This window comes from Erwinia sp. Eh17-17, from assembly GCF_039675725.1.
GTDB lineage: Bacteria > Pseudomonadota > Gammaproteobacteria > Enterobacterales > Enterobacteriaceae > Erwinia.
The window spans coordinates 238,859-263,295 of record NZ_JBDFQT010000002.1; the positions used below are offsets into that span (position 1 = coordinate 238,859).

Annotated in this window: 25 protein-coding genes; 1 reads left to right on the top strand and 24 read right to left on the bottom strand. The window is 60.1% G+C overall.

Annotated features, from left to right (window positions below; genetic code table 11):
* Window positions 1-251: 251 nt before the first annotated feature.
* From ABEH87_RS06465 to ABEH87_RS06560, 20 genes are all read right to left on the bottom strand, one after another.
* Entirely contained in the window at window positions 252-1,478 is a 1,227-nt protein-coding gene (locus tag ABEH87_RS06465) for a beta-ketoacyl-ACP synthase (protein ID WP_346576167.1), read from the bottom strand.
* Window positions 1,478-2,209, bottom strand: coding sequence for a 3-ketoacyl-ACP reductase FabG2 (locus tag ABEH87_RS06470; RefSeq protein ID WP_346574992.1), 732 nt, complete (start codon window positions 2,207-2,209; stop codon window positions 1,478-1,480). Before ABEH87_RS06470 ends, ABEH87_RS06465 begins: the two co-directional genes overlap by 1 nt.
* Window positions 2,206-2,682, bottom strand: a complete 477-nt coding sequence (locus ABEH87_RS06475) for a hotdog family protein (RefSeq protein ID WP_346574994.1) — start codon at window positions 2,680-2,682, stop codon at window positions 2,206-2,208. Before ABEH87_RS06475 ends, ABEH87_RS06470 begins: the two co-directional genes overlap by 4 nt.
* A complete protein-coding gene (locus ABEH87_RS06480) occupies window positions 2,682-3,833 on the bottom strand; it encodes a beta-ketoacyl-[acyl-carrier-protein] synthase family protein (protein WP_346574996.1) in 1,152 nt (383 codons plus the stop codon). Before ABEH87_RS06480 ends, ABEH87_RS06475 begins: the two co-directional genes overlap by 1 nt.
* Window positions 3,833-4,399: a DUF3261 domain-containing protein gene (locus ABEH87_RS06485; protein WP_346574998.1), complete on the bottom strand. Its 567-nt coding sequence runs from the start codon at window positions 4,397-4,399 to the stop codon at window positions 3,833-3,835. The genes ABEH87_RS06480 and ABEH87_RS06485 overlap by 1 nt, the downstream gene beginning before the upstream one ends.
* Window positions 4,396-6,714, bottom strand: coding sequence for an MMPL family transporter (locus ABEH87_RS06490; protein ID WP_346574999.1), 2,319 nt, complete (start codon window positions 6,712-6,714; stop codon window positions 4,396-4,398). Before ABEH87_RS06490 ends, ABEH87_RS06485 begins: the two co-directional genes overlap by 4 nt.
* Window positions 6,686-7,291, bottom strand: a complete 606-nt coding sequence (locus ABEH87_RS06495) for an outer membrane lipoprotein carrier protein LolA (protein WP_346575001.1) — start codon at window positions 7,289-7,291, stop codon at window positions 6,686-6,688. The genes ABEH87_RS06490 and ABEH87_RS06495 overlap by 29 nt, the downstream gene beginning before the upstream one ends.
* Window positions 7,288-7,710: a thioesterase family protein gene (locus ABEH87_RS06500; RefSeq protein WP_346575003.1), complete on the bottom strand. Its 423-nt coding sequence runs from the start codon at window positions 7,708-7,710 to the stop codon at window positions 7,288-7,290. The genes ABEH87_RS06495 and ABEH87_RS06500 overlap by 4 nt, the downstream gene beginning before the upstream one ends.
* Entirely contained in the window at window positions 7,704-9,416 is a 1,713-nt protein-coding gene (locus tag ABEH87_RS06505; protein WP_346575005.1) for a glycosyltransferase, read from the bottom strand. Before ABEH87_RS06505 ends, ABEH87_RS06500 begins: the two co-directional genes overlap by 7 nt.
* Window positions 9,410-9,754, bottom strand: a complete 345-nt coding sequence (locus ABEH87_RS06510; RefSeq protein ID WP_346575007.1) for a hydroxymyristoyl-ACP dehydratase — start codon at window positions 9,752-9,754, stop codon at window positions 9,410-9,412. The genes ABEH87_RS06505 and ABEH87_RS06510 overlap by 7 nt, the downstream gene beginning before the upstream one ends.
* Entirely contained in the window at window positions 9,741-11,105 is a 1,365-nt protein-coding gene (locus tag ABEH87_RS06515) for an AMP-binding protein (RefSeq protein ID WP_346575009.1), read from the bottom strand. The genes ABEH87_RS06510 and ABEH87_RS06515 overlap by 14 nt, the downstream gene beginning before the upstream one ends.
* Window positions 11,069-11,620: a hypothetical protein gene (locus ABEH87_RS06520; protein ID WP_346575011.1), complete on the bottom strand. Its 552-nt coding sequence runs from the start codon at window positions 11,618-11,620 to the stop codon at window positions 11,069-11,071. Before ABEH87_RS06520 ends, ABEH87_RS06515 begins: the two co-directional genes overlap by 37 nt.
* Window positions 11,621-11,648: 28 nt before the next feature.
* Window positions 11,649-11,897, bottom strand: a complete 249-nt coding sequence (locus tag ABEH87_RS06525) for an acyl carrier protein (protein ID WP_346575013.1) — start codon at window positions 11,895-11,897, stop codon at window positions 11,649-11,651.
* Between the two features lie 21 nt (window positions 11,898-11,918).
* On the bottom strand, window positions 11,919-12,188 hold the full coding sequence (locus ABEH87_RS06530) for a phosphopantetheine-binding protein (protein WP_346575015.1): 270 nt from the start codon (window positions 12,186-12,188) through the stop codon (window positions 11,919-11,921).
* A gap of 15 nt (window positions 12,189-12,203) precedes the next feature.
* The gene (locus ABEH87_RS06535; protein ID WP_346575017.1) at window positions 12,204-12,983 is read right to left on the bottom strand and encodes a lysophospholipid acyltransferase family protein; all 780 of its coding nucleotides are present in this window, start codon (window positions 12,981-12,983) and stop codon (window positions 12,204-12,206) included.
* Window positions 12,976-13,704 carry a beta-ketoacyl synthase chain length factor gene (locus ABEH87_RS06540; protein WP_346575019.1) on the bottom strand — a complete coding sequence of 243 codons (729 nt, stop codon included), beginning with the start codon at window positions 13,702-13,704 and terminating at the stop codon, window positions 12,976-12,978. Before ABEH87_RS06540 ends, ABEH87_RS06535 begins: the two co-directional genes overlap by 8 nt.
* A 483-nt stretch (window positions 13,705-14,187) precedes the next feature.
* The gene (locus tag ABEH87_RS06545; protein ID WP_346575021.1) at window positions 14,188-15,567 is read right to left on the bottom strand and encodes an efflux transporter outer membrane subunit; all 1,380 of its coding nucleotides are present in this window, start codon (window positions 15,565-15,567) and stop codon (window positions 14,188-14,190) included.
* The gene (locus ABEH87_RS06550) at window positions 15,564-16,655 is read right to left on the bottom strand and encodes an HlyD family secretion protein (RefSeq protein ID WP_346575023.1); all 1,092 of its coding nucleotides are present in this window, start codon (window positions 16,653-16,655) and stop codon (window positions 15,564-15,566) included. Before ABEH87_RS06550 ends, ABEH87_RS06545 begins: the two co-directional genes overlap by 4 nt.
* A 60-nt stretch (window positions 16,656-16,715) precedes the next feature.
* Window positions 16,716-18,407 carry an MFS transporter gene (locus tag ABEH87_RS06555; protein WP_346575025.1) on the bottom strand — a complete coding sequence of 564 codons (1,692 nt, stop codon included), beginning with the start codon at window positions 18,405-18,407 and terminating at the stop codon, window positions 16,716-16,718.
* Between the two features lies 1 nt (window position 18,408).
* On the bottom strand, window positions 18,409-18,840 hold the full coding sequence (locus ABEH87_RS06560) for a MarR family transcriptional regulator (protein ID WP_346575027.1): 432 nt from the start codon (window positions 18,838-18,840) through the stop codon (window positions 18,409-18,411).
* Window positions 18,841-18,995: 155 nt separating this feature from the next.
* Here ABEH87_RS06560 and ABEH87_RS06565 point away from each other — a divergent pair, with 155 nt between their 5' ends.
* The gene (locus ABEH87_RS06565; protein ID WP_346575029.1) at window positions 18,996-19,505 is read left to right on the top strand and encodes a GNAT family N-acetyltransferase; all 510 of its coding nucleotides are present in this window, start codon (window positions 18,996-18,998) and stop codon (window positions 19,503-19,505) included.
* A gap of 66 nt (window positions 19,506-19,571) precedes the next feature.
* Here ABEH87_RS06565 and ABEH87_RS06570 read toward each other — a convergent pair whose 3' ends face one another.
* From ABEH87_RS06570 to ABEH87_RS06585, 4 genes are read right to left on the bottom strand one after another with little or no spacing between them, the layout of a single operon-like run.
* A complete protein-coding gene (locus tag ABEH87_RS06570; RefSeq protein WP_346575031.1) occupies window positions 19,572-20,213 on the bottom strand; it encodes an OmpA family protein in 642 nt (213 codons plus the stop codon).
* Window positions 20,214-20,224: 11 nt separating this feature from the next.
* Window positions 20,225-22,018 carry a hypothetical protein gene (locus tag ABEH87_RS06575; protein ID WP_346575033.1) on the bottom strand — a complete coding sequence of 598 codons (1,794 nt, stop codon included), beginning with the start codon at window positions 22,016-22,018 and terminating at the stop codon, window positions 20,225-20,227.
* Window positions 22,015-23,286, bottom strand: a complete 1,272-nt coding sequence (locus ABEH87_RS06580; protein WP_346575035.1) for a hypothetical protein — start codon at window positions 23,284-23,286, stop codon at window positions 22,015-22,017. The genes ABEH87_RS06575 and ABEH87_RS06580 overlap by 4 nt, the downstream gene beginning before the upstream one ends.
* Before the next feature lie 19 nt (window positions 23,287-23,305).
* The gene (locus ABEH87_RS06585) at window positions 23,306-24,253 is read right to left on the bottom strand and encodes an ATP-binding protein (protein WP_346575037.1); all 948 of its coding nucleotides are present in this window, start codon (window positions 24,251-24,253) and stop codon (window positions 23,306-23,308) included.
* Between the last annotated feature and the right edge of the window lie 184 nt (window positions 24,254-24,437).

Consider the following 24,437-nt stretch of genomic DNA (forward strand, 5'->3'; position numbering starts at 1 on the left):
GTCAGACCTGCACTCCCAAAGACGTCAATTTCTGTCGAATTATCGCGCCAGAGAATAACATGACTCCCCCTTAAACTAACGAAGTAAATCGATTTAAAGCCGTTGAAAACGGCATAAGATATAATTGTTATTAAAAACCAGCGCAGCGCAGTACTTCACAAGTTGAACAGTCAGCAAAAATGATTATCAACCTTAACTAATATTTTTACTTTTTCCATCTGCGCTGGCTGGCCACATTCCCCCTTCGGGATTCAGGGCCAGCGGCGAAAAATCAGCGATGTGTTAATACCACCAAAAGCAAAGTTGTTCGACTGGATATAGTCGGTCTGCACCGCACGCGGCTGATGCATAATGTAATCCAGTTCGGCGCAGTCTTCTGCGGGCTGTGTCAGATTCAGCGTTGGCGCAAACCAGCCTTCCCGCATCATCTCAATGCTCATCCATGCTTCCAGCGCACCGCACGCGCCCAGCGTGTGGCCAAAGTAACTTTTTAATGACGAAATCGGCGTAGCGTTGCCAAACACGGCCGCCGTGGCGTGGCTTTCTGCCACATCGCCGCGATCGGTCGCGGTGCCGTGTGCGCTGATATAGCCAATATCGCCTGCCGCCAGCCCCGCTGAACGCAGCGCCCTTTCGATACAAATCTGCATGGTTTCACGCTGCGGCTGAGTAATATGGGCCGCATCGCAGTTGGTGTAAAAGCCGACGATTTCAGCATAGATGGTGGCACCGCGCGCTTCGGCATGCTCCAGATCTTCCAGGATCAGCGTCCCGGCGCCTTCGCCAATCACCAGACCGTCACGCTGCGTATCAAACGGAGAGGGGGTGCTTTCGGGCCGGTCGTTACGCTGGCTGGTGGCAAACAGCGTGTCAAAGACTGCCGCTTCTGACGGACAGAGCTCTTCCGCCCCACCGGCCACCATCACCGTCTGATAGCCGTGGCGAATCGCTTCCCACGCGTAACCGATGGCCTGGCTGCCGGAGGTGCAGGCGCTGGAGGTCGGGATCACCCGGCCGCGCAGACCAAAGAACAGTCCGGCGTTAACCGCCGTTGTGTGCGGCATCATCTGTACGTAGGTAGTGCCGGTAATATTGTTGGTGTGCTTTTCCGTCAGCATGGTGGCGAATTCGCTGACCGGGCCGGTACTGCCGGTAGACGATCCATAGGCGATGCCGGTATCGCCCTGGGTCAGTACCGGATGGCCCAGCAGCCCCGCCTGCTCCAGCGCCAGTTCCGTGGCACGGGTGGCCATCAGGGATACCCGCCCCATCGAACGAATGCGTTTTCGGGTGTAGTGTGCGGGCAGCGTGAAATCATCCACCGGGGCCGCCAGCAGAGTATTCAGCCCGTCATAGATCTGCCACTCCGGCATTTTACGCACGGCGTTACCGCCTGCACGCAGGCGCTCAGACACGGCCTGCCAGTTTTCACCAAAGGCGGTCACACCGGCCATTCCTGTCACCACGACACGGCGCATCACAGCATTCCCCCGTTGATGGAAATCACCTGGCGGGTAACGTAACCGGCAATATCCGACATCAGATAGCTCGCCAGCCCGGCCACTTCGTCAGCAGCGCCCATGCGCTTCATCGGGATCATCTTCAGCGCTTCGTCTACGGCTGCCGGTTCCATCTGGATCATGCCGGTATCAATCAGACCGGGCGCAATGCAGTTGACGGTAATTTTGCGTTTCGCTAGCTCAATCGCCAGCGCTTTGCTGGCCCCGATGATGCCCGCTTTCGCCGCGCTGTAATTGACCTGTCCACGGTTGCCCATCAGGCCGGATACCGAGGAGAGCGTGATAATGCGGCCTCCCCTGCGCAGACCGATCATCGGCATCACGCAGGGTTGGATCACATTGTAAAAACTGTCGAGGTTGGTGTGGATCACCTGGTCCCAGTCGTCGTCCGTCAGGGCGGGAAACGCCCCGTCGCGGGCGATCCCGGCATTGCTGACCACGCCATAGTAGGCACCGGACTGCCCGATATCGTCCTCCAGACGCGTACGGCACTGCTCACGGTCAGCAATATCGAAGCCCAGCAGACGCCCCGCGCCACCGGCGCTTTCAATCTGGCGCAGCGTGTCCTGCGCACCGGCCTCATCACGGTGAAAATGGACCACCACGGTAAACCCATCGGCGGCCAGGCGCAGCGCAATGGCGCGGCCAATGCCCTTACTGGCGCCGGTCACTAAAACAGAACGCATCATGCCTGAATATCCTGTTGCAGAAGATGTTGAAGTTCCTGGTCATCGGGCTGATAGGTGTTCAGTCGCCCGCTGGCCCAGATGTCGCCTTCGAGGGAGATAACACCTTCGAAGCTGCCAATTTTTTCATCGCGCATCAGCAGAGTAATACTGATATCCAGCACGCTGTCGGCTGGAAATACCGGCTGCTGGCAGCGATAACCCCGCCCGCCCAGCAACATGCCGGGACGCGGTGCCTGCTGATGCTGCCGGTGGCCGTGCCAGCCGGACCAGACGCCGATGGTCTGCGCAATGATCTCAATGCCAAACCAGGCAGGCAGCGCACCCTCCGGGGTGAGAAAAGGAGCCAGCACGCTGTCGGCGCTGACTTTCACCCGGCAGCGGGCCTGTTCGTCACTGACCGCAATCACCTCATCAACCAGCACCATTGGCGCAGCGTGTGGCAGGTAATAAGCGGCGGGTTGAAAGTCTGACATCACAGCGTTCCTAAAATCAGGCAGGCGTTATTGCCGCCAAAAGCAAAAGAGTTACTCATCACCACCGGGCGGGCCAGCGGTGCCGGAGCCGTGAGCAGGCCACAGTCCGGCAGTCCGCTGTCCGGCGTGGTGCTACTGAAGTCCTGCGGCGGCAGCGGCAGATCGCGGGTGAGGATCAGCCAGCACAGGGCCGCCTCAACGATGCCTGCGGCACCGAGCGTATGGCCGGTCAGATGCTTGGTGGAGCTGCACGGCACCTGGTTGCCAAACAGCGCGCTGACCACCCCGGCTTCAATCTTGTCATTCAGACGGGTGGCGGTGCCGTGCAGATTGATATAGCCCACCCGATCTGGCGTCAGCCCCGCCTGTTGCAGCGCCATGTGAATGGCACGCCTGGCGCCTTCGCCCTCCGGATGCGGTGCTGACATATGCCAGGCATCGGAAGACTCCCCGCACCCCAGAATAGCGACCGGCTGCGGCTCACGGGTCAGCAGCATCAGCGCCGCACCTTCGCCGATGGTGATGCCGTCACGCTGCTGGCTGAACGGCGCGCAGCGCAATGCCGACAGTGACTCCAGACTGTCAAACCCGTTCAGCGGCATACGGCTGAGCGTATCGGCACCGCCGACAATCGCCACATCCGCCAGCCCGGCAGCAATCAGACGCTGGCCGCTAATCAGCGCACGGGCGCTGGAAGAACAGGCGGTAGAGAGCGTATAGGCCGGACCACTCAGCTGCAGAAAGTCGGCGAGGAAACGCGACGGGTCCCCCAGCTCCTGCTGGAAATAGTGGTAGTTTTCACGGTCACCGCTGATAAAGCGGTCACCCTCATCCAGACCCGAAGTGCTGGTGCCCAGCACTACCGCCACGCGGTCTGCGCCGTAGCGCGCTATCGCCGCCTGTACGGGCGCATCAATCTGCGCCAGCGCGGCCAGCAGCAACTGGTTGTTACGGCTGTTGTGCGCCGCCAGCCGTGCCGGGACGGCTGGCAGTGCCGCATCCACCTGTCCTGTCCAGCAGGGTTTATCACCGATCAGCCAGCCGCTGTCAGCGCGCATACCCGGTGCCGCGCCGCGTTGCAGGTTAGCGGCAATCTCATCGGGCGTGGCGCCCAGCGCACTGAGCATGCCCACCGCAGAAATAAACATCATCATCCGTCCAGGTTCTGAATCAAGATATGGTAACCAAAGGCAAACTGCTGAACGCTGACCGGCAGCCGCTGCGCGCCACGCTGCAGGTAGCGGATCTCGGCGATCAGCGTCCCGCTGTTATCGCGCAGCTGACGGCGATCGCCCTGGTCCACCAGCGTCCAGCCCGCAGGCAGACGGGGCTGCCACGCGCTCACCGGCCAGTGGCTGAGCATAATGTCGGCCAGCACCTGGCTGGCGGGCGGCATTTCCGGTAACGCCAGCGACTGCTCGGTGTGGATGCCGCTGGCATCATAGGTCACGCGAAACAGGCGGATACCCAGCGAAGAGAGCCCGGCCAGCGTCAGCTGCTGACCATCGGCACTCAGCAATACCAGCAGCGACTGCTGTTTCCCTTTGAAGCGGCCGGTCAGCAGCTGCTGCTGGCTGAAGGCCGGATCAATAACAGGCGGCGGTAACATCACGCGCACGCCCGGTTTCAGCCACGCCTGCGGTCGCGTTTGATCGGGTTTTGCGGCGCAGCCCGTTAACAGCAGCACGACACAGCACAGTGCCAGGAGGCTTTTCATTTTTTTCTCCGTTTCACCGGCAGCGCCAGCGGGGACAGTAAAAAGGCGGTAAAAATGCCGCTGCACAGCACGATGCCAAAACTGGCGATCGCCTGGGTGCTGCTGAAGACCAGCATTCCCAGCGTCAGCAGCGTGGTGGCCATCGCCAGCATGACCGCCAGCAGAGAGGTTATCGGCGTACCGCGTGGATTACTGAAGAACAGGGTGTAATTAATACCAATGCCCAGCACCAGCACCAGGGCCAGCAGCGAGAACAGATTGAGCGAATGGCCGGAGAACGCCAGTGCCGCCAGGCCAGCGCCCAGTGACAGTACGGAAGGGATCACCGTCAGCGTCCCCTGCCGCCAGCCCAGACGCAGCACGTAACTTAATGCAATCCCCGCCAGTGCCGCCGTCAGCAGCCAGCCCAGCAGGGTGCGATAAAAGGCGAACAGCGTATCAAAGGTCTGTTTGCGGTCGATCCAGCTGACACCGGGCAGACTGGCGGCCAGCTCCGCCAGCGCGGTGCGGTTCGCCACGCCGCTCAGCGGGACCAGCACGCCGCTGCGTCCGTCAGACAGCGTCAGCCACAGCAGGCGCCAGCCCTCACTGTTCGGACTGTCGAGCCAGGCCTGCGGCGTCAGCGGCATGGCGCTGAGGTCGGGGGCGTTTACCGTGACACCGGACTCCTGCAGGCGGGCGATCACCGTCGGGGCAGCCTGTTTCAGCCGCTGTAAATCCTGCTGCTGCTGTGCCAGCGAGGAGAGCGGCAGCAGACGATAGGTTTTCAGCCACTGCTGACGGCGCGCCTCGGCCAGACGGGGTGCCAGCGCCTCCAGGCGCTGTAGCGTCTGCTGCGGGCTGTCACCGGACACCGCCAGCCAGGTCTGATCGGCGCTCTGTCCGGTCAGCGTGGTCAGCTGACGCTCCTGGGCCAGCAGGTGTTTCGGCAGCGCCTGCAGCTGGGAAATATCGTCATCAACACGCAGCTGGCTCAGCCCGATCAGCGAGATCGCCGCCACCAGCAGCGGCAGGCCTGTGCGCAGGCGATGACTGCGCCGCCATGCCGCCAGCCAGCGCCCCAGCAGAGCCAGCAGCGGGATTGGACGTACCGGCAGCCCTTTTACCAGCAGCGGATACCAGCAGATCACCGTCAGGCAGGAGGCCGTCAGTCCGGCGGCGGCAAACACGGCCAGCTGACGAATGCCGGGGAACGGGGCCAGCACCATGATCAGCCAGGCAATCGCGGTGGTGCCCAGCGCCAGCAGCAGCGCGCGCAGCACTTTGTGCAGGCTCTGCTGTGGTGTCACATCAGCCCCGTGAACCATACGCTCGGTCAGATAGTAGAGGGTGTAATCTGCCGAAATACCGACAATGCTCAGGCTCATCACCAGCGTCATCAGGTGCAGCTCGCCAAAGCACAGCAGGGTGATCACCGTCCCCGCCAGCGCGCCGATACCGACCGACAGCGCGCACAGCAGCAGCGGGCGCGGAGAGCGAAACACCGCAAACACCAGCAGTAATACGCCGGCGATGGTGGCGACGCCGAGGGTAGAGACATCGTGTTGCGCCTGCTGGCTGGCGTAATCGCTGAACCACACCGTGCCGCGTGACAGCAGTTGCATCTGCGGGTATTGCTGGCGCAGCTGCTGTTCAATATCGCGCAGCTGGCCGACGATGGCATGACTCTGCTGCATATCAAACGAGCTGCTGGCCAGTTCTCCGTGGATAAAGTACCAGCGCTGTCCCTGCTTATCGCGGGTAGTCAGCCAGCCGTTGCTCAGGCCCAGCTGGCTGGCATTCTGCTGCATCGCCAGCTGGGCGCCGCGCACCAGCATCAGCGGATCGTGGTTGATCTCCTGCCCGCTCACCCCGGCAAAAGCAGAATAGAGCTGCGCCAGCACCCAGTCCGCCTGTGCGGCACCGCCGTTCTCCAGGCGGGCGCGGGTCACCGGATCGATCATGCTGTTACGGTGCTGCCAGGCAAACTGCCCCCAGGCCTGCTGCTGTTCTTTCCCCAGCGGACCGTTGACCTGCCTGAGACCGTCGAGGTGTTGCAGCCGCCCCAGCAGCGCCTGCGCCACGGCGGGATTATCCTGTTTGCCTGCGCTGACCAGCCATACCATCTGACGGTCAAGGCGCTGCATAAAACCCTGTTGCAGGTCGGCAGGCATCGCGCCCATTGACTGTGCGGGCAGCAGTGCCAGCACGCTGCTGTTAATCCGCGCCTGGGGCAGCAGCAGCGCCAGCCCGGTCAGCAGCAGCAGGCAAACGATCAGCCAGCCAGCAGCCAGCTGGCGCGGCCAGTCAGAAAACAAAACGCTGCTGCTCTTCATTGGTCAGGCTCTTCGGCGTCAGCCGCTGGTTGCTGAGGGTGATATCGGTCCGGTCCCCCTGGCGATCGTTAAGCTGAATGCTGTCGAGATAAACTGCGCCCTGTAAGGTGATGTTATTAAAAAGTTTATCCAGCGGTGAGGTGACAGGCGTCAGCACCAGACGCCAGCGATGCTGGCCGAGATCGTGAAAATCCAGCGTAAAATTCTGCTCCAGCACCCTGCGATCTGCCTGGAACAGCGCGCGCAGCAGGTGATTAAACTGGAACATCTGCGGGTTACTGTCAGCGGTAACGATTTCAGGCGGCTGGCCGTTCATCACCTGCACCATCCGTTTTTCATCCAGTACCAGCGTCAGCGGAAACGGTTTCGCCTGCTGCCACCACAGCCCCTTATCCTGGGCTATCAGCAGCTGACCGCTGGATTTCAGCGGCTGCGCCATTCCTTTAATCACGCGCAGCTGGCTGAAGTCGGCGCGCACCACCGGCTGGCTGGCAAAGCGCTGTTGCAGCTCTTCCAGCGTGACAGCCTGCGTGCTGAGGCTGCACAGCATCAGCAGCGTGAAGAAGATTGTTTTCATGGCGTGACTCCCAGGCGGTCAAACAGGATTTGTGGCGAGACAAAGCTGATGCCGCTCTCCCCTTCAGCCACTGCTACCTGAATGGTGTAGCCGGTGGTGGTGCGCTGCCCGCTCTCTGCGTCAAAAATCTGGTAGCCGATGCGCAGACGGTTCTCCACCTCTTCAATGGTGGCACGCACGCGGATACGCTGCTCAAAGGTCAGGGTCGCGCGATATTTCACTCTGGTATCAACCACCGGCCAGACATAGCCTGAGGCTTTCATTTCGCGGTAGCCGTAGTTAAATTTCGCCAGCAGCGCTTCGCGGGCAATTTCGAAATAGCGGAAATAGTTGCCGTGCCAGACGACGCCCATCGCATCGACATCGTGGAACGGAACGGTCAGTTCAACCTCAACAGAGAAACGCGCATCGTTTAACACCGGGATTCCTTCTCTTCATCTTCGGTCGGGGGAGTTTCCGGCAGCTGCCAGAAATCAAAAAAGTTAAACCAGTCGAGCGGCGACAGCAGCGCGTGATATTCCAGCCGCTGCGCATAGCGGTCTACCGCCTGCTGCAAAGCCTGCTGGCGAGTTGCCCGCGGCAGCTCCAGCGGGTCAGCAAAAGGCTCACAGTGCAGGCGTAAAGTCTTGCCCTGGCGCAGAGCGAACATCAGCATCACCGGGCAGCGCAGCGCCGCCGCCAGCACAAAAGGTCCCTGTGGGAACGGTGCCGGTTTTCCGAGAAACTCGCTCCATATCACGCGACGGCTGCCGCCGCGCTGGCGGTTGACGGCAGTGCGATCGCCGACGATGGCAACCCATTCACCGGCGTCGAGCTTCTGCCGCAGCAGAATGGCGGTTTCCGGGCCGATCGTCGTCACCGGGATCACATTAAGGCTGGCGTCAGGGGCAATCTCGTCCAGCACCTGCTTAAAGCGCTGCGCGTGATCGGTAAACACCAGCGCGTTGATCACCAGCCCGCTTACCTGCTGTGCCAGCGCACGGCAGGCTTCGATGTCCCCCAGGTGCGAGGCGAGGATCAACCGTCCCCCTGCCGGACCGTGATGGATAATTGCCTGCGCGCCGGGGGCAAAATCGATGGCTTTGCCCCAGCGCAGGTCGCCGCGCCAGCTGGCAATTTTATCCAGCATGGCATCGCCAAAGCGCAGGAAGTGGCGGAAGCTGTTAAGCGGCAGGGGCAGCGGCCTCTGATGCCGCTCAGCGTGATCGCTGATGGCGTTCAGCCACTGCTGCGAGGCGCGGCGCTGTTCGCCGCCGGTCAGCCAGTAGACTGCGGTCACCGGCCACAGCAGCAGGGTAAATGCCCGGCGGCCAAAACAGCGATAGACGGCCAGCATCAAGCGGATCCCCCACAGCCCTTTGCGTTCCGGGGTGGCAGACCAGTGTGCCGCCGGACGCCGACGCAGCAGAGAGGGAATGCGCGGCAACATACCGAAAAACAGCCGGGTGTGCATCCAGGAGATGCGCAGGTTATCGCGCAGCGCATCAAAGTGCGACACCCCGTCCAGGGGATAGGTCACACGGGTAGCGACAAAGTGCGAGGGCGTACCTGCCCAGTAGAGCCGCACCATGATTTCCGTGTCAAAGTCCATGCGCTGGCCGATGGCATGGCGCTGCGCCAGCGCCAGCGTCGGGGCCAGCGGATAAACGCGAAAACCACACATGCTGTCCTTCAGCGAGAATGACAGGGTTTCCACCCACACCCAGAAATGGGTGATATAGCGGCCATACAGTCGCGCCCTGGGTATCGAGTCGTCATACTGCGGCTGGCCGGAGATCAGCGCATCGGGTGCGGCGCGGGCGGCGGCCAGCATGCGCGGGCCATCCTCAATGTGATGCTGGCCGTCGGCATCCACCTGCATCGCATGCGTAAAGCCCTGGCGGGCCATTTCTTTCAGCCCCGCCAGCACTGCCGCCCCCTTGCCCTGATTCGACGCCAGGCGGTGAAGCTGAACGCCCGGCCCCACCAGCGCGTCAAGCTGGCTGGCCGTGGCGGCATCGCTGCCGTCATCGACAATCAGCACCGGCAGGTTAAACGGCGCCAGCCGTGCCAGCACAGAGGCCATCATCCTGCCATGGTTATAGCAGGGGATCACCACGCACGGGTGGAACGTAGCGCTTAACACAGGCGGATTTTCCCACTGCTGGCCGGGTGAAGATCGCCCTCTCCCACCAGCTGATACCGGAAGCTGAGCCCCTTTTCGGCCTGCCAGGTCAGCGTCAGTTTCAGCGTCGCACCGGGCAGGATCGGCTGCTGAAATTTGATGTTATCCACGCAGGCAAATTGCTTACCGGGCGCCAGCAGCGCGGTGCCGTAGTGGATCACCCAGTCGAGCTGCGCCACGCCGGGCAGCAGGGGCTGACCGGGGAAATGCCCCTGAAACCAGAACAGGTCAGGATCGACGCGCAGCAGCAGTTCGGCTTCATCCCCCTGCTGGTGTAGCGCAAGCTCAACGGGCAACATAAAATAACTCCTGTATTTGCGGCCAGGCGCGTTTGCTCTGACTGTTATGCGGAATGGTGTCAACCACGCGCCAGAAGCGCGGCATCGCGACCGGTTCCAGCCAGCGTTGCAATTCATAACGCCACTGGCGCTTCAGCGCGGAGAGGTCACCGCCGTTCTGATGCAGTACCAGCACCACGCCGATGCCGCTGCGGTCGCCGCGCACGACGGGCAGCGCCACGGCGTCGGCCACCTCCGGCAGCGCCAGCAGTCGCCGCTCAATTTCACTGAGCGACACGCGTTTATCTTCAATTTTCACAATGCGGTCGTAGCGGCCACAGAGCTGGAAACCCTGCGCGCTGAACGCCAGTTTGTCATCCAGCATCAGGCCCTGCGCCTGCGGGATCAGCGGCGAACGCACCCACCAGTGATGCTCAGCATCCTGATGAAACTGTACGCCACTGAACGGCCGCCACGGCGCCCCCTCCGCGCTGCGGGTCCGGCTGGCGATTGCACTGGTTTCAGTGCTGCCGTAGATCTCTTCAACCGGAGACCCCGTCCACTGCGCCACGCTCTGCGCGTCACGCCACGACAGTGGCCCTCCGGCTGATACCGTCAGGCAGCAGCCGGGAGCCTCCAGCGAAAAATCAATGCGCCGCAGGAAGGCCGGGCTGCTGATAAAGACATAGCGTCCGGCAGGCCGGGACACCAGCTGCTCACTGTAGTAAACCTGACGGCTGTCGAACGGCAGGCCCAGCGCCATCGGCAGCACCAGGCGAAAACTGAGCCCGTAAAGATGCTGATGGGTGACGGAGGCTATCAGGGTGCAGCCCTGCAGCCGTTCGCCCCACAGCGCATGCAGCCAGCGTGCCTCTTCATCCAGACTGGCGACCGGTTTACTCACCTGGCGCGGGGTGCCGGTGGAGCCGGAAGTGAACAGCACCACGGCGGCATCCTGAGGAATAGGCGGCAGCTCCCCGCATGCTGCGTCTTGCCCCTCCCCGACCGGCCAGACCGGGCAGTCGAGAAGAAACGTTTGGTCGCTGAGTACGCCGTCGAACTCCGCAGCCTGCTCGGCCAGCAGCGACGGACGGCAGTGACCGGGGATCAGCGGTGTTTTACCGGCATGCAGCGCCGCCAGCAGCGCCACGCTGAACAGATAGCAGTCTTCAAAGCACAGCGCCCAGCGCTGCCCCGGATGCGCCAGCAGCCGTGTGCCGAGCGCCGTTACCTGCTGCTGCCACTGATGACGGCTCCATTGGCGAGTGCCGCTGCGCGCCACCACGCCCGGCGCGGTGGTGGTCAGCCACTGGCCCATCGGCAACGCCCCGGACTTCACAGCGCCGCCTTCATGCGCTGGCGTACGCACCATTCGCCCGCCATTAACAGCCCGATCAACAGATAACTGATGAGTCCGTTCCACCATGTCCACCAGGTGAGAGACGTCTGCAGGCAGGTGACCAGCGCCACACCACCGTTAAACAGAAAGAACAGGCACCATACCTGCGTCACGCGCCGGGTATAGGCCACCGCGCGCGGCGGCAACCCGGCTTCCCGCAGGCGCGCCAGACGCTCCACCAGCGGCATCGCGCTGAACAGGGAGCTGGCAAACAGCGCCAGCAGGATGCCGTTGACCGCTACCGGGTACCACAGCAGCAGATGATGGTCGCGCAGCAGCATGCTGGCAGCACACAGTCCGCCACCGGCTACCGCCAGCCATTTCCCTGCGGCAGCAAAGGCCCCGGCCTGACGGCGCAGCCCGATCCAGCGCAGCACAAACAGCAGCGCCATCAGCGGCAGCAGCCAGTGATACTGAGGGTGCGTGAGACTGAACCACACCAGAAAAGGCCACAGCACCAGCAGCAGGCCGGTGACAATGCGCAGCATAGCTACTCTTCCCTGCCGCCGTTAACGATCATTCCTCACGCAGCAGTTGTTCAACCGCGTCCACCACGTCCTGCACGGTGCGTACCGACTTGAAGATCTCAGGTTTGATTTTGCGACCGATGCGTTTTTGCAGATGGACCACCATATCGATGGCATCAATACTGTCCAGCTCAAGGTCTTCATACAGTCGCGACTCGGGTTTGATGTCGTCGGCATCCAGTTCAAACAGCTTGACCAGCAGGCCGGTGATTTCCTGATAAATTTCTTTCTTATCCATTACGGTCTCTCCTGGATTCGATCAGGCCGTCAGCGCAGAGCGCCGGGCATGGATAAACGCCGCCAGGGTGGCAACGGAGAAAAAGTGCTGGCGCATCTCGTCACTCTCAGCGGAGAGCACCACGCCGTAACGGGTTTTCACCGCCAGGCCCAGTTCCAGGGCGTCGATTGAGTCAAGACCCAGGCCGTCGCCAAACAGCGGCGCGTCGGTGTCAATATCCATCACGCTGACCTCTTCCAGATTAAGCGTGTCGATGATCATCTGTTTAATTTCGAGCGATAACTCTTCCATACTGATTCCGAATAATTATTGATGTTCTGGTATGAGTGCGTCTTGCAAATAGTGAGTAAGGCGGCGGGCGGCGCGTGATTCAGCCTCTCCCTCCCCTGCCCAAAATAGTCTGCCGTCAATGCGTTCCCGCACCCGAATAGTGAACTGCGGTTTCTCTCGTGGGACCTGATACCAGCGGCTCTGTTTGTCGAGCATACGCTGTGTACAGACAATGTGGACCAGACGCAGGTCACAGCGGCAGCGCACCGCGATATTGGCGGCACCCCGCTGTAATTTGAGCGGTTCACCGTAGCGGGTACGCGTGCCTTCCGGGAACAGAATAATCGCATCCCCCTGGTCGAGGCGGCGCTGACTGTCCGGTAACAGCGTTTCGCCCTGGCTGTTAACCAGATAATCAGCGGCGCGGATCACCCCGGAGAGAAAGGGATTTTTCTGTAGCCCGGCTTTTACCAGGCAGTCGGCTTCCGGCATCACCGAGGCCAGAAACACATAGTCCACCAGCGACGGATGGTTCGCGACCACCAGGCAGCGGCGATCCTGCTGTAACAGCCCGGCGCCTTCGATGCGGTAGTCGAGCACCCCCACCGCACGGCAGCAGCGCAGGAACAGACGAAAACTGCGCGAGATGCTGCGCCGGGCCAGACGACGACGCTGCTCAGGGTTACGCAACAGCAGCAGCAGGTTGAACCACACCAGCGACAGCATCAGCCCGCCCAGTCCAAACAGCGTAAAGCAGCAGCCGGTCATCAGGATGCGCCAGCAGCGGTTCAGGTAGCGATAAGGGCGCTCACTCATAGCGGCACTCCCACTGCCAGTGCAGACGTTCACCGCTCAGGCTGAACCGCGTCTGACGCGCCAGCCAGGCATGCAGAAACAGCAGGCTCTGCGGCAGAACCGGCGCCGGGGCAGCGCCCTTCATTCCGCCCCGGCACTGACAGGCCTCACCCGGTGCCAACAGCAGCGCCACCGCGTAGGCAGAAAACAGCGTCTGGTCAGGAATATGGGGATGATAAATTTCCGGTATCACACCTTCGAAATCGACCAGCAGCACCTGACGGTATCCCGCTGCGTGCAGCGCGGCCACTTCCACCAGCCCCTGCTGGAAAGAGTCTGCCCCCGCCGACAGCGAGGTCGATACCAGCGGGGCCGCCGCTGCGATGGTTAAACTGCCGACGGCAGCATTGTGTACCGACATAGCAAAGTCAGTTGGCGACAGATTCTGCTGTTGCGACAGCGCGGTAAGAATACGAAGATTACGCTCCAGCTCCCCGTGACGGCTGGTAAACACCAGGGCATCTACGGGGTGACGACGCATCAGCGACAGCCCGCAGTCGACCGCCGCCCGACTGCCGCTGTTCAGACGGCGCGCAGTCATCATCGGCAGCTGGCTGCATTTCGCCAGCGGCTGGGTATCGTCGATGACAGGAGGATGCGCTGACCATTGCTGCCAGTGCGCAAGCTCATGCAGTCCGGGCGCATTCGCCTGCCAGTCGAGGAGTGTAAAAGCTAAATTCATGCTGATTCTTCTTGCGGCACGAGACAGTTCCGCACCCTGTATTCGATTAATTTAATGATGCCCAAAGACAGGATCGCCGCTGCCGGTCACCGGCAGTTAACCGCCAGACTGACCGCTCGTTACAGGTAGAGCATAACGTTTAGCATCTGCTGCTGACACTCGGAATAACCCGCATTTGCGACATAAAACGCTTTATAACACATCTCAGTGTTTAAAGGGTTGTCGGCATCGCTGACGGGTTCTTTAATCATTACAACTGCCGATTGTAAAGATTTGCATGGTAGCACTCGCTGCTAAGTATTGAGAAGCATAAATGAACTCAGAAAATTCGTTCAATTTCACGCTATTTTCTGAGGTGACACCTGCCGTTATATCGCAGAACGGCTAAATGGTAGGGAGAGATGTGGCCGCCACGCGGTGAAGTACGCATGGCGGCCTGACAAAAAAGGAGGCTCAGCAGAGGGTAAACGCAGACACCAGGGATCAGACCTGCCAGCCGCCGCCGAGGGCGCGGTAGAGATCAATCTGCGCCAACAGCAGATTGTTTTTGGCCTGCACCACACTGAGCTGGATGCTGAACAGCGTGCGCTGGGCATCCAGTTCATCCAGATACGAGGCATAGCCGTTCTGATAGCGGTTGCGCGCGATGCGCAGCGCTTCCTGCACCACTTTCTCCTGCGCCTGCAGTTCGCTGAGCTGCTCCTGATAGCGCGCGATGGCGTCCAGATCGTCATTCACTTCACTGAACGCGCTGCGCACCACTTTTTCATAGCTGTACAGCGCCTGATTGCGCGTCGCCATGGAGACATCCACCTGTGCTGTCAGCGCTTCGCGGTTAAGCAGCGGTGCCAGCACGCTGCCGCCGATGCTCCACAGGCGGAACGGGTTCTCCACCAGCTCATGCAGCACCGAACTTTGCAGGGTACCGGTGGCGGTCAGATTGAGCGATGGCAGCAGGCTGGCGCGTGAAGACTGTAACGAAGCATCGGCCGCCAGCAGCTGGCGCTCGGCCTGCACGATATCCGGGCGACGCTGCAACAGCTGAGACGGCATGACGCCAGGCAAGGTCTGCGGGACAACATGGTCAAAGTGATTCTGACGTGCAATCTGACGCGGGTTCATGCCCACCAGGATACTCAGGGCGTTTTCCTGCTGAGCAATCTGATGTCGTAACAGCGGGATCTGTGCTTTCGCCGTCTGATATTCCGAGCGGGACTGTACCCATTCCAGCCGCGAGGTATAGCCGCTTTCAAACTGGCGCTGCGCCAGCTTCAGCGAATCTGCACGGCTGTCCAGCGTGGCGTTGGTCACCCGCAGCTGCTCGTCGAGTGACACCAATGTCATATACCCTGAGGCGACCGAGCTGGCGATCGTCAGCTCTGCGGCGCTGGCTGCGGCCTGCTGGGCCGCCAGGCTCGCTTTTGCCGCATCGATACTGCTGCTGCGCTCGCCCCATAAATCGACGTTATAGTTGGCCTGCAACAGCCCCTGGAACACCGACGACTGAGCCGGCTGACCGGTCGCTGCCGATACCGCTCGCGCCCTGCTGGCCGCCACGCCCGCATCCAGCGTCGGGAAATTATCGCCCTGTGCCCCGCGCAGCTGTGCGCGGTACTGCTCCACGCGGGAACGGGCAATCAGGATATCCGGATTATTGCGCAGCGCCTGCTCCACCAGCTGGTTCAGCGCCGGATCGTTAAAGGCACGCCACCAGTTCGCTTCGACGGTCGATCCAGGGCCCACCTGATTGCGCCACTGCGCCGGTATCGGCAGCGCCGATGGCGCCTGCTCCACCTGAGTAGCACAGCCTGCCAGCGTGGCCGCCAGCAGCATCGCCAGCAGCGTTTTTGGCGCGCACATCATGGTTTCTCCCCATTCTGCGCGGCGGCAGTGTCGATATTGACCTCAACCGACATCCCCGGACGCAGGTGGTTAATATTGTCGCTGGTGATCTTAATGCGCACCGGAATGCGCTGGGCAATTTTTACGAAGTTACCCGTAGCGTTATCCGGTGAAATCGCGCTGAACTCCGATCCTGCCGCCGGGGAGATATATTCCACTTCGCCGCTGAAGCGTTCGCCGTTCAGGGCATCCACGCGGAAGGTCACCGGCAGACCCGGACGGATATGCGCCATCTGGGTCTCTTTCATGTTGGCGACGACCCACTTCTGCTGCGGCACCAGCGAGGTCAGGCGCGTTCCCGCCGTGACCCAGGCGCCCTGACGCACGGATATCTGCCCCAGCTGCCCGTCGCGCGGAGCGATAATTTTGGTGTTATCCAGATCGATCTGTGCCAGCTCCAGCGCCGCCTGGGCGCTGGCTACATCTGCCTCCAGCGAGGCGCGGTTCACGATCGCTGTCTGCAGGTCCTGACGCGAGACCTCCAGCGTGGCCTGCGCCTGCTGGACATCTGCCTGCGTCTGGCTGTTGCTGGCGCGTGATGCATCGCGCTCACGCAGCGACAGCGAGCCGTCAGAGACCAGATTTTCCACGCGTTTCAGATCCAGCCCGCCCTTCACCGCCTGAGCCTTCGCATTCTGCAGCGCGGCCTCATTGCGTTTGATCACCGCCTCTGCGCTGCGGCGCTGCTGAATATTGTTAGCCAGCGTGGCTTTTTTCATCTCCAGCTGCGCCATCGCCTGGTGAACGCGCTGGCGATAGATGCGGTCGTCAATGGTCATCATCAGTTCGCCCTGACGGACCGGCTGGAAGTCCAGCACGTTGACCTGAGTGATATAGCCGCTGACCTGTGGACTGATAAAGGTCACCTGGCCGCGCACGTAGGCGTTTTCCGTTGACTGTGTCTGGCTGGTAAACGGCGGCAGCTGCCAGGCATAGAGGATCACCAGCACGCCAACCAGCGCAATGCCCGACCCCAGGGCTATCGATAAAATACGCAGCTTATTATTTCTCAGACGCTCAGAGAGCTGCTGCTGTTCCTGTTGACTCATGGTTTCCCCGTATTTCCGTCGTCGTTCAGCGCCCGGCGGCAAGCCCCCATGCGCTGACGCTTACTGGTTCATCGTCTTGTTAATATTTTGCATGGCGCGCTGTTCCGCTTCCGCTTCGCGTTTTGCCTGCTGCCAGTTGAGGTAGCGCAGACGCGACAAACGCCACAGCACCCAGAGTAAAGTGACCCCGGCCATACAGGCCGTGAGCAGATAAACATCGTTGTAAGCCAGCACGTTGGCCTGTAGCGTCGCCACCGTTTGCAGCTGCGCCGTGCCCTGAGCACTCTGTAGCGTACCGTCACCGATCAGGCTGGCAAACAGGCTATTGTACTGGGCCAGACGTTCGGTCACATTCGGATCCAGCAGCGACAGCTGGTCACCCAGCAGGCTGGAGTGATACTTTTCACGCCAGGTCTGGAAGGTGCCAAGCAGTGCCGATCCCATCAGGCCGCCGAGGTTCTGGCTCATACCAAACAGCACGACAAAGCTGACCAGGTTCTTCGGCTGTGTCACCACGCTGCCCACGCCTAATAACATCGCCGGGGCGATAAAGAACGAGGTGCTGAAGCCAAGCAGGAACTGGCTGAAATACATATTATTGCCGCGCGTCAGCGGGCTGGACTGGGCATCCATCAGCGAGGCGACCATCACGATAATCAGCGACAGTACAATCGGCCAGCTCAGGTGTTTCGGGTTGATGGTCAGCGCGCTGCAGATAATGCCCGCCGCCACCCCGGCAAGGATCGCCAGCGCCAGCCCCTGCATTTGATCGTTCTGCAATCCAAGCTGTTGCAGGTAGCCAATGGCTCCGGTGTTCTGCTCGGCCAGCATGATGCGCAGCAGGACCATCACGATGCCGAGACGGAATATGGCTCCGCTGCCGAGCCAGCGGGTGTTAATCAGCGGGTTACTGCGGTTGTGCTCCACCAGCACTGCCGCCGTGACCAGCACCAGACCCAGCGCCAGACAGATACCGAGCCACGGCGTGCTGGTCCACCATTCAATGCGCCCCAGCGACAGCACGCCGCAGAACAGCGCCATACCGGGGGCCATCAGGAAGAAGGTCAGAAAATCTTTTTTCTCGAAGACTTTGGTTCGTTCGCCGGGGGGAAGCTTGAGGATCAGCACCGCGCCGAGCGCCATCAGCGCCAGCCCCAGTTCGAACAGATACAGCCCGCGCCATTCATCGAGCTGCAACAGCTCCGTCGAGAACAGACGTGCCAGCGGGATCGCCAGCTGCGACGCACCAAGACCGATCGCCAGCGCCTTCAGGCGGTGCTTCGCCGGCCACGCCTGCACCTGATAGTAGATGCCGAGCGAACTGAGCGCCGCCCCGACCATACCGTGTGCGGCACGAACGATAATCGCCGAACTGAGGTCATTGACCAGCAGATGGAAGAACGCCACCAGCACGTACAGCACCAGGAACGCTTCAGTAAATACCCGCAGTCCAAACTGCTGGCGGAACTTTACCAGCAGCAGGTTAATCGAGATATTGCCCATGACGTACACCGCCGGGAGCCAGGCGATTTCATTGGTGTAAGCGCCAAACACGCCCTGCAGATTGGTCAGATTGGCGGTCACCAGGGCGTTACTCAGCGCCCCGGTGATACAAATCAGCAGGCCAACGATGCCAAAGGCAATGCGTTTATGAGTCGGATGCTGCGGCGTGGACGGCGATCCGGGCAGCATCGGTTTTTCACCCGGTGCCCACTCACGCGGAGCATAGGGATTGGCTTTTTCGTGCGGCACCTTACTTCACCTCTGTCGCCGCCAGCAGCTGCTGTAGTACACGCTGGGTGATCGCCAGTTCACTGGCATTCACCCCGGACAGAAGTTCATTGCGCAACGCATCGGCTTCCGTTTTCAGGCGCTGATACAGCAGCTCCCCTTTAGGGGTGACGTGTAACAGTCGTTTACGGCGATCCTCCGGAGGCTGAACCCGCTCAACCAGCTTCTGCTTTACCAGACGATCGATGAGTGGCACCACGCTGGCATCTTCCAGGCCCAGCGCCTGCGCCAGCTCTTTCTGACTCATCGGCGCATCCTGAATGGCGATGGTCGCTACCGCCATCCAGCTGCTCATACTCAGACCGTTGTCTTTCATGCGTCGGTCAATCGCCTGACGCCAGGCGTGGGCAGTGAGATGCAGCAAACGTGAGAAGTTAAGTTCCTGAGTATTCAATAGGTAAGATGCCTGATAATTAGAGTTCTAACTAATAATGGTGGCAATTATAGCCGCGCTTGTATAAAGAAGGGAAGACACCTGCAAAAGAGTGTAGATAATTCTTATCCGCCCCGCCAGGCGGTCGCCACGATTATCAGTACAGGAAACGATCAATGCCCATTTTTACCCTGCGCGAGCAGCCCGAACGTCACCATGAGATTGCCCGCCTGCTGCACAGTGAGTGGTCAGCACTGCCGGCATGGTCCTCCCTTTCGGCCATCAGCCAGCGCCTGCAGCAGCGAAACTGCGAGGAAAAAGACAGCTTTACGCTGATAGCCTGTCACGCAGACGGCACGCTGACCGGCACCGCCAGCGTGATTGAGTACGAACTGGATGACCGCCCGGAACGCCGCTACTGGCTGGGCGAAGTGTTTACACCACGTGAATGGCGCGGCCAGGGGGTGGGATCGGCGCTGGTCAACGCCTGCATCGCTCGCGCTGGCGAGCAGCGGATAGAGGCGCTGTGGCTGTATACGCCGGATCAGCAGGCGCTGTATCGTCGCCTCGGCTGGCAGGATGTGGAACAGCGCACCGTTTGCGGTGAGTCGGTCACCGTGATGGTGCTGAGGCTGACGCAGGCAGAAAAAGCGCCAGCCAGGGAAAGTGAGGAGCCGTCGCCGTAATGCGCGCTGGCGGTCTGGCCGGTTAAGACAAACATCCGGTGACTGATGCGCTCAGTCACCAGACCCTCACCGCGTGGGCAGGACAAAGCGCACTTCGATTCTGCGCTGGCGGGCATCTTCCGGGGGAACACCGGGGATAGGCTGCGAATCACCGTAGCCTGCCACAATCACCCGACGCGCCATTGCTGGCGGAAGTTCACCCACGATGAACTTCCGCGCTTCACGCGCGCGGGCGGCGGAAAGCGTGAAGTTATCGTCATAGACGGTGCAGAAGGCGGCAAAGTTGGTCACCGGTCGCAGCACCGGGAGGTTATCGGTATAGCCTTCGATAAACACCTGGCCCGCGCTGAACTCGTTGAGAAACTTTAAAACGTTCTCTTCAATAGTGGCAAACGCCTGATTCGCCTGCCCGGCTATGCAGGCGCTTCCCCGGTTAAAAACGCCGTCGCGCAGCGTGATCTTTTGCGCATTGGTGTCCAGCATCACTAATCCTTCATTCGCTGTCCCGTTCAGCGAGGCTTTGATATTGCTGAGCATCTCAGCGACTTTTGCCCGCTGTGCGCTGGCTCCCTGCTCCATCTCCTGTTTGTGGCGAACATCAGACCAGGTTTTTTGCAATACCGACATCACCAGCAGTAGCATCACCACGGCCATCACCCCGGACATCAGGTCCGAGACAGAGACCCACTCATTGGGTTTATCTTTCATGCGTGACCTCCTCAGGCGACAGTGGCAACGCTGTCGGTCCGTTGCAGAACGGAGCGGATCTCTGCCAGCACATTCAGCAACGCTGACATCTTCTCAGCCTGAACTTCCAGCACCGATCGCAGCGAGGTGCCCATATTGCTGGTTTCACTTCCGCCGTGCTGCACGTCGCTTCGCAGCGCCTGTACGCCCTGCAACAGCGGCTCCAGCGCGCCATTAAGTTCATCAATTTTTGGCGTTAACGCGCTGCTTTTGAGGTCGGAATGGAGCGCCCCGACGCTATCCAGCAGTTGACCCATGCCGCTATTGAGCTGCTCAAACTGCGGTTGCAGCGGGCTGATCTGCTGCTGTAACGCCAGCTGCTGTACCAGCTTTTCAATCGCTTCGGCGCTTTTCTCCCCGGCACCGGCCAGCGTTTCATAGCGGCCATTGAGGTGCGCCACCTCACGTGAACTCTTCGACACGGCGGACAGGCCGCTAAGGATGCGGTCGCGCAGGTCTTCCACCAGCGCGGTCATCGCCAGCACTTTGGTGTTAAGGGTTTCACTGGTAACAATAAACTCTTTCTGTGCCTGACTCTGTGCCTGGATGGAGGCACGCTGTGCGTCAATCGAGCTTTCAATAGAGGTGCGCACCTGCTGCATGGTGCTGTCCACCCTCTCCGACATCGTACCCACCGCCGACGAAATGCCGTCCGTCGCCTGTTTCATATTTCCGGCAATCTTCTCCATATTGCTGCCAAAACTCTGCTCCATCTGGCTGATGGTGCCACCGAGGTCGGTTTTGATCGTGCCGAGAACCTCAGTCACGCCCGAACGGAAGTCACCGATGCCCTCCTGTAGCTGGCTGGCCGAAAGCCCCATGGTTTGCGCCGCGTCGGACATGCCCTGCGCTGAGCGCTGGATGGCACCCAGATTACTGCTGTTCGATTCAACCACTTCACGCACGGCATCGCGGATTGCCTCCACGGCCGTCTGCCGCTGGCGGTCGTGCTGCTGCTGATGCTCGTGATGATGGGTCAGCGTGTCAGCGATAGTCAGGGTCGCCGCATGCAGTTCCCCTATTCGCCCCTGCAGGGCTTGCTGCTGGCTCAGGGCGCTGTCTCCCTGGCGCGTCAGGTTCTCGCGGAACAGCTGTTCACCGTCGTGCAGTTTTTGCAGGGTCGCCCGCGTGGCCTCTCCCTGACGGGTGATCCCCTCTTCCAGACGCAGCAACGCCGTCAGAAAACGCTGCTGCACCTCCAGGCGTTGCTGCGTCTGAAGCTGCTGCTCTTCCGCCAGCCCCGCATTCACTTTCTGCACGCACCAGTTCAGCCGTTTTTCGTCATAACCTTTTATCGCCGTCCAGCCTTTCAGCAACAGAAAGGCAGAAATCCCCCAGGTGGAGGTCTTAAACTTAGTGCCTAATCCCTCCATCATGCCCATCAGGTTGGCCATGGCGCTATCCATGCCAGCGGAATTGGCATCAATCAGAATACTGGACGCTTTATTCAGGGCGATCCCCAGCCCGAGAAAGGTTCCCAGCAGCCCGATGATCAGCAGAATGCCGGGCATCACGTCGGCTCTTTGTTCCGCCGCGCTGGCGACAGACTGGCTAATCTCGTTCACCGAACCGTGACGAACGTCGTGCCGCCCGGCACCGTTAGCGGCAATGTCGCCCTGCCATTTTTGCTCCCAGTGTTCAGGGTTTGCCTGACGTATCAGCTGTATTATTGTAAACCCGACCAGCAGCAGCATCACCGCGCCAAAAACCAGCTGAATAAAGTCGAACTCAGGCAGCAGGAAGAGAAAAAACTCATGTGGTGTCATGCCGCAACCTCAACCAGCAGGCCTGCACGCTCGCGACTGGCCTGCTCGAACATATTGGCAAAGTCGATAATCAGGCTTTGCTGGTCAATGTCCAGCTGCTCCCAGCTTTTACCGAACTGGGCACATTCAATAATCAGCATCCCGACCTCACGGCTGTCAGCGGCAAGATACTCTTCCCCGGCAAATTCTTCGGGCTCTTTTTCCAGCATTTGCAGGAAACCTTCTGCGGCAAAAACATAGTTGCGCATTTCATTGGTGCGCTTGCGCTTCTGTTGCATCTCTGACTGCTGGGCGGGCAGACGGGCTTCCAGCTCACTGAGGAGTGCCGCATCGATCGGCTGCAGGTCTCCCAGTCGCTTACCGATATTCAGACGGCGCAGCAGCACCTCTTCTTTCGCCAGCGCCTCACTCAGGGTTTTCCACTCGTTTTCCATCTCTTCCAGGCTGAAGCCCCAGGCCATGATCATCTCTTCAAAGACAAACGGAATCAGTTTTTTACCGAAGCGAGCCACGATCACCTCATTCAGGCGGCCGACGCTGGCATCACTTAACTGCGGCGTTGGCTTCAGCAGCTCGCTGCCCACGTCGATCAGGAACAGGTCGTCATCATTGATAGCATTGATGTCCTGCGCACCCGTCAGGCGCGTTTCAGTATCCGCCAGCAGTTTTTGTGCGGCGCGCAGGCGCAGATAGTGCTCAAAGTTAGCAATCTGGATGGTTTCAAGAATATCGCGAATGCGCGTCGAGAGCTGCGCGTAGTGGGTAATCAGGGTGGCTAAATCGATGGCCTGTGCGGCTTCGCCGCGCATCTGTTCCCGCGCCTGACGCAGTATCTCTTCATGCATGGCGGCCTCTTCCATCTCTTTCGGCTCAAGGAAGATGTCTTTTAGTTTTTTGGCCTGTGCAATCGCCCACGCAATGGCTTTACTGATGCGTTTTGCCAGGTCGCTTTTATCCCACTCCACCAGCAGCCCCAGGGCTTTATCCAGCGCTTTCAGCGCCGAGCCAATCCAGGGGAAATTCGGTAATGTTTTTGCCGCCAGATCGGCGGCTTTCTGAATCACGGGGCGGATGACCTTATTAATAAACGGCTTTACCCTGTTCCACACCGATTTGACGCTGCCGACAAACACCTCGGCTTTTTCTGCCATCCACTCCACCGCTCGGGCGGCCGTCTCTCTGGCGGCGTTCCAGATGCCGGAACCAACCTCTTTTACCGTACTCCAGGCGCTGCTGGCTGCACTGCAAATTGATGACCATAATCCCATTTTTTTATCTCCTTGAGGGTTATTGAATGCCGAGTAATTTTTTAGCGGTGTGGGCCTCTGCCGTCGGAAAATCCGGACGTGAGGCAATGGTGTGATGCGTGGCCTGCACCTGGGCAATGGCCTGTCGCAGGTGATCCAGACTGAGGGCGGGTTCACCCGCCGGGTAGCCGGCTGCCAGCAGGGCTTTGGGTAGCGCAAGCCGCATACAGGTGCGTATTTCACGTCCGGCCAGCCCTTCAGAGAGCTCGCTGGCGCCATCAAGCAGGACGTCACGCGCATCAGCCAGTGGGATTTTCTCTACCAGAAATTTTTCCCAGAGCTGACGACGGGCTGCGCTGTCAGGCAGCGTGAATTCAACGTGATAGCCAATACGGCTGCGGAAGGCTTCGTCATAGTTACGCGCAAAATTGGTGGCAAAAACCACTATCCCTTCATAACGCTCCAGCTCAATCAACAGCGTAGAGCGCATGGCATTCACTTCATTATCAACTCCCTGAGTGACGCTACTCAGGCGTTTGCCCAACAGCGTGTCGGCTTCATCAAAGAAAAGCAGTGCGCCGCTCTGCTTCGCCTGAGCAAAGGCTGCCTGAATATTTTTTGCTGTCTCACCCATAAATTTACTTTCTAATTCAGCAATACCGAGTGAGAGGAATGGCATTCCCAACTGGCCGGCCAGCGCTTCGGCACACAGCGTTTTTCCTGTACCGGGGGCACCATAAAAGTTGAGGATAGCGGTCATACCCATCGGATCGACGCGGGCAAAATCCCACTGCTGATAGATGGTGTGATGAAAGCGCAGGCGGGCAAGACATTCGTTTAATGCCGTACGCGTGACATCAGAAAGAATGACATCCTGCTCCAGGGTGAAGCGCGGCGTGCGGGCAATCAGAGCAGCATTTTCTTCTGTGCGGGCAGGCGCGGTAGTGTAAGGTCGTTGAGGGGCGTTCTGGTGAGGCAAATCTGTCATCGGTGATCCTTCCCCGTAAGTCATTATTGACAGGCGTTCCAGGGAGCATTACCGACGTTGCAAATGTGAATGCTTCAGCTTCACACTCCGGACACCCTTTAAGTCAAATGGTTATCGGCAGACCTGAGTCGGGCTTGAGGGGCAAGATTAATAAAATTGGATGAAGAGTGGAAAGACATGAGGG

Bases quoted from the DNA above. Each gene is read 5' to 3' on its own strand.
- ABEH87_RS06465 (WP_346576167.1), bottom strand. From the start codon at position 1,478: ATGCGCCGTGTCGTGGTGACAGGAATGGCCGGTGTGACCGCCTTTGGT.
- ABEH87_RS06470 (WP_346574992.1), bottom strand. From the start codon at position 2,209: ATGATGCGTTCTGTTTTAGTGACCGGCGCCAGTAAGGGCATTGGCCGC.
- ABEH87_RS06475 (WP_346574994.1), bottom strand. From the start codon at position 2,682: ATGTCAGACTTTCAACCCGCCGCTTATTACCTGCCACACGCTGCGCCA.
- ABEH87_RS06480 (WP_346574996.1), bottom strand. From the start codon at position 3,833: ATGATGTTTATTTCTGCGGTGGGCATGCTCAGTGCGCTGGGCGCCACG.
- ABEH87_RS06485 (WP_346574998.1), bottom strand. From the start codon at position 4,399: ATGAAAAGCCTCCTGGCACTGTGCTGTGTCGTGCTGCTGTTAACGGGC.
- ABEH87_RS06490 (WP_346574999.1), bottom strand. From the start codon at position 6,714: ATGAAGAGCAGCAGCGTTTTGTTTTCTGACTGGCCGCGCCAGCTGGCT.
- ABEH87_RS06495 (WP_346575001.1), bottom strand. From the start codon at position 7,291: ATGAAAACAATCTTCTTCACGCTGCTGATGCTGTGCAGCCTCAGCACG.
- ABEH87_RS06510 (WP_346575007.1), bottom strand. From the start codon at position 9,754: ATGTTGCCCGTTGAGCTTGCGCTACACCAGCAGGGGGATGAAGCCGAA.
- ABEH87_RS06515 (WP_346575009.1), bottom strand. From the start codon at position 11,105: ATGGTGCGTACGCCAGCGCATGAAGGCGGCGCTGTGAAGTCCGGGGCG.
- ABEH87_RS06520 (WP_346575011.1), bottom strand. From the start codon at position 11,620: ATGCTGCGCATTGTCACCGGCCTGCTGCTGGTGCTGTGGCCTTTTCTG.
- ABEH87_RS06525 (WP_346575013.1), bottom strand. From the start codon at position 11,897: ATGGATAAGAAAGAAATTTATCAGGAAATCACCGGCCTGCTGGTCAAG.
- ABEH87_RS06530 (WP_346575015.1), bottom strand. From the start codon at position 12,188: ATGGAAGAGTTATCGCTCGAAATTAAACAGATGATCATCGACACGCTT.
- ABEH87_RS06535 (WP_346575017.1), bottom strand. From the start codon at position 12,983: ATGAGTGAGCGCCCTTATCGCTACCTGAACCGCTGCTGGCGCATCCTG.
- ABEH87_RS06540 (WP_346575019.1), bottom strand. From the start codon at position 13,704: ATGAATTTAGCTTTTACACTCCTCGACTGGCAGGCGAATGCGCCCGGA.
- ABEH87_RS06545 (WP_346575021.1), bottom strand. From the start codon at position 15,567: ATGATGTGCGCGCCAAAAACGCTGCTGGCGATGCTGCTGGCGGCCACG.
- ABEH87_RS06550 (WP_346575023.1), bottom strand. From the start codon at position 16,655: ATGAGTCAACAGGAACAGCAGCAGCTCTCTGAGCGTCTGAGAAATAAT.
- ABEH87_RS06565 (WP_346575029.1), top strand. From the start codon at position 18,996: ATGCCCATTTTTACCCTGCGCGAGCAGCCCGAACGTCACCATGAGATT.
- ABEH87_RS06570 (WP_346575031.1), bottom strand. From the start codon at position 20,213: ATGAAAGATAAACCCAATGAGTGGGTCTCTGTCTCGGACCTGATGTCC.
- ABEH87_RS06575 (WP_346575033.1), bottom strand. From the start codon at position 22,018: ATGACACCACATGAGTTTTTTCTCTTCCTGCTGCCTGAGTTCGACTTT.
- ABEH87_RS06580 (WP_346575035.1), bottom strand. From the start codon at position 23,286: ATGGGATTATGGTCATCAATTTGCAGTGCAGCCAGCAGCGCCTGGAGT.
- ABEH87_RS06585 (WP_346575037.1), bottom strand. From the start codon at position 24,253: ATGACAGATTTGCCTCACCAGAACGCCCCTCAACGACCTTACACTACC.